The organism is Tenacibaculum insulae (genome assembly GCF_964512435.1).
GTDB classification, from domain to species: domain Bacteria; phylum Bacteroidota; class Bacteroidia; order Flavobacteriales; family Flavobacteriaceae; genus Polaribacter; species Polaribacter insulae_A.
On record NZ_OZ208512.1, the window covers coordinates 1,084,074 to 1,098,348 of the forward strand.

Below are 14,275 nucleotides of genomic sequence, written 5' to 3' on the forward strand. Positions count from 1 at the left end.
TGTAGTTGTTTGTTATGTTATTAAAAAGAGGTGGTAACTTTTAAAAGTCAGTATCTTCTACCGAACTTCCCTCTTTAATTTCATTACCTTCTTCATCAGTTTTTATTTTATTACAATTAATATTAATTGAAAGTTTTTCTGAAGGTTTTTCAAAATCTTCTTTACTAATATTTAAAGTTTTATCAGCATAACATTTTTGCATAAACAAAGCCCATGTTGGCAACGACATTGCTGCTCCTTGCCCTTTTCCAATTCCAGCAAAATGTGTAGCTCTATCTTCACCACCCGTCCAAACTCCAGTAGCTAAGTTTGGTACAATTCCCATAAACCAACCATCAGATTGGTTTTGAGTGGTTCCTGTTTTACCTGCTATCGGGTTTGTAAAATTATATGGATGCCCAGTAATATAATCTGGGTATTTATGTGATAAACGTAAACGAATACCAGAACCTCCTGTTGTTACTCCTTTCATTAAATCTAAAATAACATACGATGATTCTTCACTTAAAACCTCTTTAGTTTCTGGAACAAATTCTTCTAAAACAGTTCCGTTTTTATCTTCAATACGAGTAATCATCATTGGGCTAACACGCAATCCTTTGTTTGCAAACGTTGAATAAGCACTTGCCATTTCAATTAATGATAACTCTACGGCACCTAAAGCTATTGATGGATTTGCTTCAATTTTAGATTTTATTCCTGCCGATTCAGCTAAACGCGCTACGTTAATAGGCGAAACCATATCTATTAATTGTGCAGAAATTACATTTACTGAATTTGCTAAAGCTTTTTTTAATGTTAACTCTCCTCCATATTTATCTCCCGAGTTTTTAGGTGTCCAATCTTCTGGCATTCCATATTTCTCTTTCGGAATTGTATATTTTACATTTGGTAGCTTATCACAAGGCGACATTTTTAACTGATTAATTGCCGTTGCATATACAAAAGGTTTAAATGTTGAACCTACCTGACGTTTTTGCTGTTCAACTGCATCGTATTTAAAATACTTATTATTAATACCACCAACCCAAGCTTTAATATGGCCCGTTTGTGGCTCGATAGATACTAAACCTGAACGTAAAAAGTGTTTGTAATAACGAATAGAATCGTACGGAGTCATAACCGTATCTCTATCTCCTTTCCAAGAAAAAACACGCATATCGGTATCTGTTTTAAAAGATTCTTCTATTTCTTTTTCAGATTTCCCAGCTGCTTTCATACGCTTATAACGATTTGATCTTCGTTTTGCGCGTTTCATATTATCTAAAATTTCTTTTTTATCTAATTCATAAAAAGGAGCATTTCTATTTCTTTTTTGTTCTTCGAAGAAAAAAGATTGCAGGTTTGATAAATGTTCTTGTACAGCCTCCTCTGCATATTGTTGCATACGAGAATCAATCGTTACATAAACTTTTAATCCGTCTTTATAAATATTGTATGTTTCACCGTTTTCCTTCGGATTATTTTTTGCCCATTTTTTTAAACGCTGTTTTAAATTTTCTCTAAAATAAGTTGCCAATCCATCACTATGACTTTCGGGTGTAAAGTTTATTTTTAAAGGCAATTTTTGTAACGAATCTTTTTCTTCTTCCGTTATAATTTCATTTTTTGCCATTTGAGAAAACACAACGTTTCTTCTAACTAACGATTTCTTTTTTGATATTTCTCTATGCGGATTAAACTGACGCGGATTTTTTAACATCGCTACTAAAATAGCCGACTCTTGTATGTCTAATTCTTTAGGTTCTTTACCAAAATAAATTCTTGAAGCTGATCGAATACCGGTTGCATTAAAAAGAAATCCTTGTGTGTTTAAATACATGGTTATAATTTCTTCTTTAGTGTACTGACGCTCTAGCTTTATAGCAACTACCCATTCTTTTAATTTCTGAACAAGTCGTTTAATTTTATTGCTAGATCCTCCTTTATTAAACAAGTTTTTGGCTAATTGTTGTGTAATTGTACTAGCACCTCCTTCGGTTCCTAATTTAGAAACCGCTCTTGCCAAACCTCTAAAATCGATACCTGCATGTTCGTAAAAACGTTCATCTTCAGTAGCCACTAATGCTTTTACAAGATTTTCTGGCAAATCTTTATATTTAATTGGTGTACGATTTGCTTTTACATAATATTTACCTAATGTTTTTCCATCTGCTGAAATAACCTCTGTTGCTAAATCACTTTTAGGGTTTTCTAACTCTTCAAACGATGGCAATTCACCAAAAACGCCCCAAGAAGCGAATAAAAATAATAAACAAATAAAAAGGAAACCTCCTAAAATGATTCCCCAAAACCATTTGATATATTTACTAAAATTAGCTGTTTTTTTCTCTTTCATTACTGTGTTTTTTCAATTCTAAATCCTACTTCTAAAATACCTTTAAGCTCTTCAATAGCTGTTATTTCTCCATTTTTTCTCATGGCTTGTTTTACTTTAAAGGTATATTCCCCTATATTCGGAAATGTTATATTTTCTTTATAAAAAAGCTTACTTTCTTTTATACTAGAAAAGCCTTTTCCTAAAAACTTCCCTGTTACATCTGCCATATCATACTCTAAAGTATCAATAATTACTTGTTTATCAGGGAAATTTATTTGAGTTATTAAAAACAAATTACTGTAATTGTAATCGTTATTATTTCTCAAATTTATAAAAAGATTTTTCTTATTTATTGAGTCTTTTATTGGAAACGTAAATGTAACCTCATTGTTCTTATACCAAGAACTTTGTGGTAATGTAATGTACTTATCATAAACTCTTTTAGAGTCGCACGATGTAAGTACAAAAACAGTTAAAAAAAGTATAATAATACTATTTATTTTCATTTTTTGTTTCGTTGTTTTTATTTGAATTAGGTGTTTTTCTCCTATGATTATTATTTCTATTTTTTTGATTATTTGGTTTTTTATTTTGAGCCTGCACCTTTGTTTCGTTAGAATCTCTAGCTGTTTTAGGTCTAGGATTGTTTCTTGGTTTTGGCTTTTTATTTTCAACCGTACTTTTATTAACAGACTGACTGTCTTCTTTTTTATTTGCCGGTTTTCTTTGAGGCTTCCTTTTTGGTTTTGCCGCTGGTGTTTGGTTACCCTCCTTTTTATTTACTGGTTTTCTTTGAGGTTTCCTTTTTGGTTTTGCTTCAGAAGGCTGATTTCCTTCTTTTTTATTTGCTGGTTTTCTTGATTTTCTTCTCTTGTTATTTCGAGATTTTTTTGGAGCATCAAAACGAGTTAAACTATCTTGACCAACAACGTTTTCAAAATCAACAACTGGCTCAGTTGCAATTTCCAATTCATATTCATCTAACGGTAAAGCAACTTCATTATTTTTATTTAACTCAATAATTTCTTGTACTTGCTCTAACGATAACTGAAACCACTTAAAACTTTCATGTTTATAGGTATACCAAAGTATTTTCTTAAAGATATCCATCTTTACAAAAACGGCATCTCCTTTTTCGGTCTTTAGTATTTTATCTTGCTTCGGAAAACTCTGTAAAGCATCTAAATAAGTATCTAACTCAAAATTTAAACAACATTTTAACTTACCACATTGTCCTGCTAATTTTAGCGGATTTAAGGATAATTGTTGATAACGTGCCGCTGCGGTATTTACTTTTCTAAAATCGGTTAGCCAAGTAGAGCAACATAGTTCTCTACCACACGAACCAACACCACCTAAACGAGCTGCTTCTTGACGCATACCAACTTGACGCATTTCTACACGAATAGAAAAAGTACCCGCTAAATCTCTAATTAACTGACGAAAATCTACACGTTCATCAGCTGTATAATAAAAAGTAGCTTTGGTTCCATCTCCTTGATATTCAACATCCGAAAGTTTCATTTTTAGTCCTAAACGGCTAATAATTTCTCTTCCTTTTCGTTGTGTTTCTTGCTCTCTATCTCTGGCTGTGTGCCAAATATCAATGTCTTTTTGTGTCGCTTTTCTGTAAATTTTCTTTACATCTTCGCTATCAGCAGTAATTTTTCGTTTCTTCATCTGAACTTTTACAAGTTCTCCTGCCAAGGCAACAATACCAATATCATGACCCGAAGATCCTTCAACTGCCACAACATCGCCCATAGAAACGGTAAGTTTTTCAGTATTTTTATAAAAATGTTTACGTCCGTTTTTAAATCGAACTTCAAAAATATTAAATGGAGCTTCACCTGTAGGCAAAGTCATATTTGATAGCCAATCAAAAACGGCCAATTTATTTCCACTTCCGCAGGTACCTGTTGCACAATTTCCATTGCTTTTACAACCATTAGGCACACCGTCTTTGCTAGTTGAACAACTGTTACAACTCATAAAATAGTATATTTTTAAAAATATTTTTTAAATCTGAATTTTCCCAGTATCAAAAAACACTTTTTATTATTGATTTTCAGTGAGATAAAAAATCACATCTTCACTTTCCTTAATCAGTAAAGATACATATTCTATCGAAAATGGAAAATTGAATTTTATTATAAAAAAACAGCTCGTAGTTTTGTAAAACTACGAGCTGTTAAATTTTAAAATACTGTTATTTTATTTACTTCTTTTTTGCCCAGTTATCTCGTAATCCAACAGTTTTATTAAACACTAAATTATCGGCAGTAGAATCGTCATCAACATTAAAATATCCTAAGCGTTGAAACTGAAAACGATCTCCTATTTTTGCTGTTTGTAAACTTGGCTCTACAAAAGCAGTAATCTTTTCTAACGAATTAGGATTTACAAACTCCATAAAATCTTTGTCTTTATGGTTATCTGGAGCTTCATCTAAAAACAAACGATCATAAGCTCTAACCTCAGCTTTTACAGCATGTTTTACAGATACCCAATGCAAAGTTCCTTTTACTTTTCGCTTACTTTCTTCGGTATTACTTCCCGATTTTGTTAACGGATCGTATGTACAGTGAATTGCTGTTATTTCTCCGTTTTCATCTTTTTCACAACTTGTTGCAGTGATAAAATAAGCGTTCTTTAAACGAACTTCTTTTCCTAATTTTAATCTAAAGAATTTTTTATTGGCTTCTTCCCTAAAATCTTCTCTTTCGATATAAATTTCTCTTGAAAAAGGTACAATTCTTGTACCTGAATTTTCATCCTCAGGATTGTTTTCTGCAATTAAAATTTCTTCTTTATCTTCAGGATAATTATCAATAATTACCTTTACAGGATCTAAAACTCCCATAACTCTGTTGGCTGTTTTATTTAAATCTTCACGGATTTTAAATTCTAACAACGAAACATCAATAATATTTTCTCTTTTTGATACTCCAACCGTTTCTATAAAATTACGGATTGATGCTGGTGTATAACCACGTCTTCTTAACCCAGAAATTGTTGGCATTCTTGGATCATCCCATCCGTTTACAATTCCGTTTTCTACCAACGTTAACAACTTACGCTTACTCATAATAGTATAGCTTAAGTTTAAACGAGAAAACTCGCGTTGCTTTGGCGGATTTGGAAATTCTGACTTACTATATTCGTACACATTATCGCGAAACCAGTTGTATAATTCTCTGTGAGGTTTAAACTCTAACGAACATAACGAGTGTGAAATTTGCTCTAAATAATCACTCTCACCATGTGTCCAATCATACATTGGGTAAATAACCCAATCGTTTCCTGTTCTGTGGTGTGTTTTCTTTAAAATACGATACATTAATGGGTCGCGCAATAACATATTTGGCGATTCCATGTCTATTTTAGCTCTTAAAACATGCGTTCCTTCTTCAAACTCATCAGCCTTCATTCGACTAAATAAATCTAAATTCTCTTCAACAGATCTATTTCTAAAAGGACTCTCAGTTCCAACTTTTGTTGGTGTTCCTTTTTGAGCACGCATCTCTTCAGAAGATTGACTATCAACATAGGCTTTACCGTCTTTTATTAACTGAACAGCCCAATCGTATAATTGCTGAAAATAATCAGATGAGTACAATTCATTTTCCCATTGATACCCTAACCAAGTAACATCTTTTTTAATCGCATCTACGTATTCTTGCTCTTCTTTAGCAGGATTGGTATCATCGAAACGTAAGTTTACTGGCGCATTGTATTTTTCGCCCAAACCAAAGCTAATTCCGATGGCTTTTGTGTGACCGATATGTAAATATCCGTTAGGTTCTGGCGGAAAACGAAAACGCAAATTTTCTTTTGGCAATCCGTTTGCCAAATCCTCTTCAATAATTTGTTCTAAAAAATTCAATGATTTTTTTTCTTCTGACATCTTCTGTTGAAATTGAACTGCAAAATTACGTAAAATTTTATCCAAAAAAGAAAAGCGAAAACCCTTTATAGAGTTTTCGCTTTTAATCTAAATATCTATTGTTAAATAATGATCAATCTGTATGATGTGATTCTGAAATAAATTCAGAATGACGTTAAAATTAGCTATCACATCAAATACAATTCGTTAACCTGAACTTGTTTCAGATTCTCATTATTAAAACAAATCAACATGACACGATTATGAAATAAATTCAGAATGACGTTGAAAATTTATTTACTAAATGAATTATTTTCTTGATTAATATCTGCCATTAATTTTGACGGATCTATTTCTACTGATTTTACTTCTTTAGAAGTTGTAAAAGTATATGTTGGGTGCGCCCAAGTCCAATCGGTAATTACCGTTGCTTTTGTTGGTTTTTCGCCACGCATCATACGTAACGGAATATTAAACGCTTCTTTACTTCCATCAACATAAGTAACCTCAACATCAATAGGCATTGGCATTCTACCTATTCTTTCTAACACAATTTGCTTACCGTTTACCGATTTTACTCCGTAATCAATTGTATGAGTTGTTTGCGCCCACTCGTTTAAATACCAATCTAAATGTATTCCCGATACTTTTTCGGCAGTACGTTTAATATCATTTGGTGTTGGATGTTTAAAAGAAAAATCGTTAAAATATTTTTTTAATGTTTTTGCTACATTTTCTTCTCCAATAATATATTCTAATTGCGATAAGAAAATATTTCCTTTAGAGTAACTCGCCACACCATAAGCTACATTTGTATGATACCTATCTGCGTGTGTAGATAATGATTCTTCTAGCTTATTTTTCACCACATAATTGTAGCCCATATAAGAACCTCTATGCGGATTTTTTGCATTTTTACCTGAAATTTTATTCTCGGCTTTGTTAGAAATATAAGTGGTAAATCCTTCGTCCATCCACGGATGTTTGCTTTCGTTACTTGCTAATAAAAACTGAAACCAAGTATGTGCCATTTCATGAGCTGTAACACCAAATAAACTTCCCCAACTACGTTTTCCGGTAACTAAAGTACTCATTGCGTACTCCATTCCACCATCACCACCCTGAATAACAGAATATTGTTTGTATGGATATTGCCCTACATTTTCAGAAAAATACGTCATTAATTCAGCTGTTTTAGGCTGTAATTTTTTCCAGTTTTCTAAATATTTAGCTTCTAATGTTTTTTTGTACAAGAAATGTAAATCGATCCCATTTTCCATTTTGTAAGTATCATGAATATACTCAGGATCTGCTGCCCACATAAAATCGTGCACGTTTGGTGCAGTAAATTTCCACGTTAATTTATTTCCTGACGGAAGTTTTAAAGCTTCATTTTTATTTTCATAACCATGCCCAACTTCTTGCGGATTTTGAATATATCCTGTACCACCAACTACATAGTTTTTATCAATATGAAGGGTTACATCAAAATTACCCCAAACTCCATGAAATTCTCTTGCAATATAAGGCGGTGTATGCCATCCTTCAAAATCATATTCTGCCATTTTTGGATACCATTGACTCATTGACAATGCAACACCTTCGGCACTATTACGTCCTGATCGACGAATTTGATTTGGTACTTGCGCATCAAAAATCATATCAAAAGTTACACTTTCTCCTGGCTGAATTGCTTTATTTAAAGTAACTTCTAAAATAGTACCTACAGTTTCGTGTTTTACTACCGTTCCGTTTTGTTTTAACGAATTAACTTTAATATATCCGATTTCAGACGGAGATAATTTACTGATTTTATCTGCTATTTTTTTACCCGGATCTTTAATGTTTCTCGAGCGAACGTCCATTTGAGAATTTGGCTGAAAAGCATTAAAATACAAATGATAAAAAACTTTGTTTAACGCATCTGGCGAGTTATTGGTGTACACCAATTTTTGAATTCCTTTATATTGATATTTGTTTACATCTACATCAATATCCATTGTATAATCAACATGCTGCTGCCAGTAATTTTGACTTGTTGATTTGTTTACTGGTGCTTTTGATACCTTATTATTTGTTGTACTTGTTGATGCACAAGAAATAATTGATAATAATGAAAGCCCTAAAACTATTTTTTTCATATTAAATTGATTTAATTCCTATAGAGGTTAGTGTTTGTTTTAAATTATTTAATTCATTTTCATTTTTTAAAATAGAAAAAACACGTTTTTTCCCGTTATACAATTTTAAAAAAATGTGCTCTCTTCCAAATTTATTTTTAATTTCTACACCTTCAATTTCAGTAAGGTTATACACTTTTTTCCAAGATCTTTTAAACAAGTAAAAAAGTACCGTACCAATTGATGCTATTGCGAGTAGTAGCATAAAAATAAATAAAATTTCGTTTTTATAATAACTCATTGAAAACAACTGAAAACCCATATTAAGAGTATTTACTAACATTAACACAATAACCAACCACGAATGTGACGGTATTTCATCTTTAATGATTACTTGTTGTTTTTGTTTATCAAACGTTAGTTGCATAGGTTGTATTTATAACAAAAAAAGAGCATTGATATAATGCTCTTTTAGTGTGTTATTTACTACATTTATTTTCTTCCGTTTACCATTCTGTCTGCCATTCTAACTGCATTATATGCATTTACAACACGACCAGAAACTGATAAATCTGCAAAAGGAACTTTTTCAACTGGCTTACCATATCTAGCACCTGTACCTGGTTTATTAACTTCTAAATTAATTTTAGTTCCAGAGTTCATTAAAATATGTTTTACCTGGCTAGCTGATAATTTTGGATAATAAGAACGAACCAGCGCTGCTACACCTGCTGCAGATGGTGCTGCCATTGAAGTACCACTAAATTTTTTGTATTCACCATCAGGTGTTGTTGAATGTACTTGTACTCCTGGCGCAAAAACATCAACATTTAATTTACCGTAATTAGAAAAAGTAGCTGGTAATTTTTCGTTATAATTTGCACTCATTGCTCCTAATGTTAATACATTATCAGAAATTTCATTTACTAAATCTGGTGCATCATTTGGAAAAGTTTTTTCTACATCGATGTTTTTACCGTCGTTTCCTGCTGCGTTTACAATTAATACATCTTTAGATGCTGCATATTTAATTGCTTCGTAAACCCATTCTTTATTTGGTGAAAAAGCTTTACCAAAACTTGTATTAATTACTTTTGCTCCGTTATCAACTGCATAACGAATACCTAAAGCAACATCTTTATCGTACTCATCTCCGTCAGAAACTGAACGTACTGCCATCATTTTTACGTTGTTTGCAACACCATTCATTCCTTTACCATTGTTACGCGTAGCACCAATAATACCAGAAACATGAGAACCGTGTGCTTCTCCTTTTTCTGAATGCCCTGTGTTTCCATCTCCATAACCTGGCTTATCGTTAATATCATATGCATTATCACCTACAACAGTACGGTAATCTGTTTTTAAGTTATCTCCTTTAACTGTAGCTTCTGCGGTTTTAACTAATTTAGATAATTGTTCTTTTGCTTCGCTTAAAGAACCTATACCAAAACCATACATTTGCTTTGCTCCTGCAACAGCTTTTCCTAAAGCTTCATCTGAAGTAGTAAGTGCTAAAACTTCTTCTTTTGTATAATCTGCTTTTCCAAAATGTTTTGCTAAAGCCTCATCAGCCATTGTTACTCCGGCTAACATTTGTCCGTAACGTCCTGCATTCTTTTTTGCTGCTTCAACCTTGGTTGCTTGAAGTGCTTTTACTGCTTTTAAAGTTTCAGCATCTGCTACCGAAGGATTCATTAAAATACGTTCGTACTCTAAATGTTCTTTATAAGATTTCCCTAAAAAGTTCCATCCGTTAATATCATCAACATATCCATTTTTATCATCGTCAATTCCGTTACCAGCAATTTCTTTGGTGTTTACCCAAGCAACATCTACTAAATCTTCGTGCTTTAAATCACTACCAGAATCTACAACACCAACAACAACTGTAGTGCTTTTTTTACCTTTTAAAAACTCATAAGCTTTATTAACACTCATTCCTGGAATAGAATCTGTTGCTAAATCTAAATGTTGCCAATGGTCTTTTTCAAAATCTGTTAACTCAGCTTTTTTAGCTGAAATACTAACAACTGTATTGCTTCCTGTAGGTACAGCTACATTACTAACTGATGAACAACCTACTAATGCAGTAATTGCTATTGCTGAATAAAATACGGGTTTTAAAACTCTCATAATATCTATCTTAATTAAAAATATCTGTAAAATTAAATGTTTCTTTTAAACGAACTCCTTTTTCGGTATGTTTTACTGTAATTAACTCATTGTAAGCATCGTGCTCTAAAAACAAGTAAAACTCTTTATCTGCAGCCTCTTTTAAAAAGGCTTCTTTTTCTTTTAATGTTAATAATGGTCGAGTATCATAACCCATAACATAAGGTAACGGAATATGACCTGCGGTAGGTAATAAATCGGCCATAAAAACAACTGTTTTTCCTTGATATTCAATTTTAGGAAGCATTTGTTTTTCGGTGTGACCGTCTTTAAAAAGCACATCAAAACCTACATAATCTTTAGCGTTTAAATGTAAAAAATTAAGTTGACCACTTTCTTTAATTGGTTGTATATTTTCTTGTAAAAACGAAGCTTTTTCGCGTGGATTTGGGTTTACTGCCCAATCCCAATGACGTTGATTACTCCAAAAACGCGCGTTTTTAAAAGCTGGTTCATATCCGGTTTTACCGTTATTCCATTGAATAGCACCCCCACAATGATCAAAATGTAAATGTGTTAAAAAAACATCGGTAATATCATCTCTATGAAAACCGTGTTTTGCTAAGGAAACATCCAAAGAAAAATCTCCGAACATGTAATAATATCCAAAAAATTTATCGGATTGCTTATTACCAATTCCTGTATCAACCAAAGTTAGTCGATCTCCGTCTTCAATAAGCATACAACGCATACTCATTGAAATCATATTCTTATCGTCGGCCGGATTTGTTTTTTGCCAAATTGACTTCGGAACAACGCCAAACATAGCGCCACCGTCTAATTTAAAATTACCTGTTTCTATGGGATAAATTCGCATAACTACAAAGATGCAGAATTTTAGTGAAACATTTTGTTAAGAAAAACAAAAAAGACGCGTCAAATAGCGCGTCTTTTATTTTACAATTAGCATTCAATTCTTAAAAAAAAGAAGAGTACTATTTTTTAAAACAGCTATTTAAAGTATTTTTCCTGCTGATTTTGCTTCTGCATCTTTTTGATTACCCATAATTAGCCCAACAAACATTCCGCCTATTAAACCTATAGAAATTCCTAAAGAATGCTCTAAATTTGATAAAATAGCAACACCGAATAAAATTCCGAATGACAAACCTAACCCCATGTACCTGTTTCTATAATATCCTTTAGAAATTAACGAAAATGTTTCTTTTAAATACTTTTCGAACTCAGTTAATGCTCGTTTAAAATGTTTTTTTGTGTTCTGCGGATTTGATGCTAACTTTAAATTTGCTAGTTTATTTTCTATCGATTTTATTTCCTCTTCAGAAAAAGTTCTTTCCTTTAATTTAGATAAAATATGAAGAAACTTTTCGTAAATTCTGATTTCAGATTTATTGGAAGCTTTTACTGATAAATTTTCAAATAAAATATATGCTTGTTGTATGGTCATAATAATTACTGTTTTATTGGTTAGTGGCTTAAAACATAATTTATTACAGGTTGGTTAATTTATTTTTACTAATCGTTTAAACGTTCCATTTCTTCTAACAATTCTTCTAACTTTTTAAATACCCTACCGTAAACCAAATTTAAATCCCAATTATAAATTTTACCACCAAAAATTGCTAATAAAATAACGATGATAAAAACAATTACAATACCTAATAACGGAACTCCAAAAACAAGATATATATCAGGAAAACCATAAACTATTTCGTTTACTAATCTTTCTCCTAAAAACATACCTTCAGCGTCTTTAAACCAAAATCCGATAACGAATGACATAAATATAATTGGATATAAAAAGGTAGCTATTTTTTCGTTTATTTTTATTTGTTTATTTATCCAACTATTAAACGTTTTTAAGTACTGATAACTACTAACTCCTTTATTTATTTCTTCTAATTCTTTTAGCAACTTTTTATTAACAATCACCAGTACGCTGAGTGTTACAAAAAAAATGATGCCCATTAACGGGATGCCTATAAAAAAAGTAATGATTAAAAAGAGTGATGAAAAAACGATAATTGCTATCAAATTTATTTTAAACATCCTTTTAAACTTATCAATAATATGAATTGATTTTTTATTATAAAGGTTGTTAATTTTTGGCACTAATAGTTCATCACTTTTAACAAACCCTTCTTTCCAAATATTTTCAATTGATTTTTCCATCTAATATTTTCTTTAAGCGTTCTTTTATTCTTTTTATTCTAACACCAATATTGTTGGTATTGGTTCCCATAATTTCGGCGATTTCTTTGTATGATTTTTCTTCTAAATACAGTAAAATAACCCCTCTATCAATTTCTGATAATTGCCTAATTGCTCGATACAATTCATTTAAATTTTCATCAGAAAATGCATAATTATCTTCCGTTAATTCATTAGGCAATGCATCCGAAGTAAATTGATGGCCTTTCTTTTTGTCTTTCTTTAATAATGTCAAACAAACATTTAATGAAATTCGGTATATCCAAGTACTCCACTGCGATTCTTCACGAAAATTATCTTTGCTTCTCCAAATCTGTAAGCAAACTTCTTGATAATAATCTTCAAAATCTTCTTGCGAATTGGTGTACGCTCTGCATAGCTTTATAATAATGCCTGCATAAGGTAAAATTGATATGTTATAAAAATCGCTGCTCAATGTTAGGTTTTATAGGTTAGTGGCTACTTTTTAAATTTATTACAGCCATTTGTAAAAATATATTTTACAATCTCATTATTACTTTCTTTTCTATGCTATCTTTACTTTTTTTTAATTGAAAACAATGCACACTACATCCTTATTAAGTTACATCAATAAATATATCGATTTAACTTCGGATGAAGAAGCTTTGTTACTTTCTAAAATAGTTCGCAGAAAATATCTTAAAGATCAATATATTGTACAACAAGGTGATGTTTGTAAAACAGAATGTTTTATTTTATCTGGATGTACCAAAACTTTTTATGTTGATGATGAAGGGCAAGAACATATTGTAATGTTTGCTATTGAAGATTGGTGGACCTCTGATATGGGAAGTTTTATAACCCAAACCCCTGCCGATTATAATATACAATGTATAGAAAACACCGAACTTTTTCAGATTTCTTACAATATTATTGAAGAGCTTTATATCGAAATTCCGAAGTTAGAACGATTTTTTAGAAAAATTATTGAACGCGCCTTAGTTGCTTCACAAAAACGTATTGTTAGTAACTTTAGCCTTACCGCAAAAGAAAGATATCTACTCTTTAAAGAAACCTATCCTAAAATAGAACAACGTGTTCCGCAATATATGATTGCTTCTTATTTAGGAATCACCAAAGAATTTTTAAGTAAAATTAAAAGTCAGCTTATTCAAAATCAATAAATGTTAATCTAGTTTAACATCATTTCATAATCTACTTCATTTTCTAAAAATGTTTTGTTTTAGACATTTGTACCATCATATTTAAAACACAAAAGATGAATACATTATTAGAAAAAATTAGTACCGTTAACGACATGATTTTACAAGGAAAAGCTTTGGAGGCTTTTGATAAATTTTATCATGATGATGTTGTTATGCAAGAAAACGACAACGCGCCTGTTATAGGAAAAACAGCCAACAAACAACGTGAAGAAGAATTTTTTGCTGCCATAACAGATTTTAGAGGTGCACAACCTTTAAAAGTAACTATTGGCGAAAATACCACTATGGTAGAATGGCATTTTGATTATACGCATAAAGATTGGGGAATTAGAAATTACACCCAAATTGCCATGCAAGATTGGAAAGATGGAAAAATTATTAAAGAGAAATTTTTTTACGGAGCATAACTTATTAA

The 14,275-nt window shown here is 31.5% G+C and carries 13 protein-coding genes; 2 read left to right on the forward strand and 11 right to left on the reverse strand.

From position 1 onward, the window contains the following. Positions 1 to 40 precede the first annotated feature (40 nt). The 11 genes from ACN5J5_RS05015 to ACN5J5_RS05065 form a co-directional block, all read right to left on the reverse strand. Positions 41 to 2,338 carry a transglycosylase domain-containing protein gene (locus ACN5J5_RS05015; RefSeq protein WP_418646212.1) on the reverse strand — a complete coding sequence of 766 codons (2,298 nt, stop codon included), beginning with the start codon at positions 2,336 to 2,338 and terminating at the stop codon, positions 41 to 43. Further along, positions 2,338 to 2,826 (reverse strand): gliding motility lipoprotein GldH, encoded by a 489-nt coding sequence (locus tag ACN5J5_RS05020; protein ID WP_418646213.1) that lies wholly within the window; start codon positions 2,824 to 2,826, stop codon positions 2,338 to 2,340. The genes ACN5J5_RS05015 and ACN5J5_RS05020 overlap by 1 nt, the downstream gene beginning before the upstream one ends. After that, positions 2,813 to 4,312, reverse strand: coding sequence for a regulatory iron-sulfur-containing complex subunit RicT (gene ricT / locus ACN5J5_RS05025; RefSeq protein ID WP_418646214.1), 1,500 nt, complete (start codon positions 4,310 to 4,312; stop codon positions 2,813 to 2,815). The genes ACN5J5_RS05020 and ricT overlap by 14 nt, the downstream gene beginning before the upstream one ends. Positions 4,313 to 4,538: 226 nt before the next feature. Further along, positions 4,539 to 6,227 (reverse strand): glutamine--tRNA ligase/YqeY domain fusion protein, encoded by a 1,689-nt coding sequence (locus tag ACN5J5_RS05030; protein ID WP_418646215.1) that lies wholly within the window; start codon positions 6,225 to 6,227, stop codon positions 4,539 to 4,541. Between the two features lie 272 nt (positions 6,228 to 6,499). After that, a complete protein-coding gene (locus tag ACN5J5_RS05035; RefSeq protein ID WP_418646216.1) occupies positions 6,500 to 8,347 on the reverse strand; it encodes a M1 family metallopeptidase in 1,848 nt (615 codons plus the stop codon). A gap of 1 nt (position 8,348) precedes the next feature. Beyond that, positions 8,349 to 8,753, reverse strand: a complete 405-nt coding sequence (locus ACN5J5_RS05040; protein ID WP_418646217.1) for a hypothetical protein — start codon at positions 8,751 to 8,753, stop codon at positions 8,349 to 8,351. Between the two features lie 65 nt (positions 8,754 to 8,818). Continuing rightward, entirely contained in the window at positions 8,819 to 10,462 is a 1,644-nt protein-coding gene (locus ACN5J5_RS05045) for a S8 family serine peptidase (RefSeq protein WP_418646218.1), read from the reverse strand. A gap of 10 nt (positions 10,463 to 10,472) precedes the next feature. Beyond that, the gene (locus ACN5J5_RS05050) at positions 10,473 to 11,318 is read right to left on the reverse strand and encodes an MBL fold metallo-hydrolase (RefSeq protein ID WP_418646219.1); all 846 of its coding nucleotides are present in this window, start codon (positions 11,316 to 11,318) and stop codon (positions 10,473 to 10,475) included. Positions 11,319 to 11,456: 138 nt separating this feature from the next. Further along, complete coding sequence (locus ACN5J5_RS05055) at positions 11,457 to 11,909, reverse strand: hypothetical protein (RefSeq protein WP_418646220.1); 453 nt, start codon at positions 11,907 to 11,909, stop codon at positions 11,457 to 11,459. 68 nt (positions 11,910 to 11,977) lie between these two features. Then, positions 11,978 to 12,634, reverse strand: a complete 657-nt coding sequence (locus ACN5J5_RS05060) for a hypothetical protein (protein WP_418646221.1) — start codon at positions 12,632 to 12,634, stop codon at positions 11,978 to 11,980. Further along, positions 12,618 to 13,109 (reverse strand): RNA polymerase sigma factor, encoded by a 492-nt coding sequence (locus ACN5J5_RS05065; protein ID WP_418646222.1) that lies wholly within the window; start codon positions 13,107 to 13,109, stop codon positions 12,618 to 12,620. Before ACN5J5_RS05065 ends, ACN5J5_RS05060 begins: the two co-directional genes overlap by 17 nt. A gap of 124 nt (positions 13,110 to 13,233) precedes the next feature. Between ACN5J5_RS05065 and ACN5J5_RS05070 the strand changes: the two genes are divergently transcribed. Both ACN5J5_RS05070 and ACN5J5_RS05075 read left to right on the forward strand, forming a co-directional pair. Beyond that, entirely contained in the window at positions 13,234 to 13,818 is a 585-nt protein-coding gene (locus ACN5J5_RS05070; RefSeq protein WP_418646223.1) for a Crp/Fnr family transcriptional regulator, read from the forward strand. 95 nt (positions 13,819 to 13,913) lie between these two features. Next, positions 13,914 to 14,267 (forward strand): SnoaL-like domain-containing protein, encoded by a 354-nt coding sequence (locus tag ACN5J5_RS05075; protein WP_418646224.1) that lies wholly within the window; start codon positions 13,914 to 13,916, stop codon positions 14,265 to 14,267. Positions 14,268 to 14,275 lie beyond the last annotated feature (8 nt).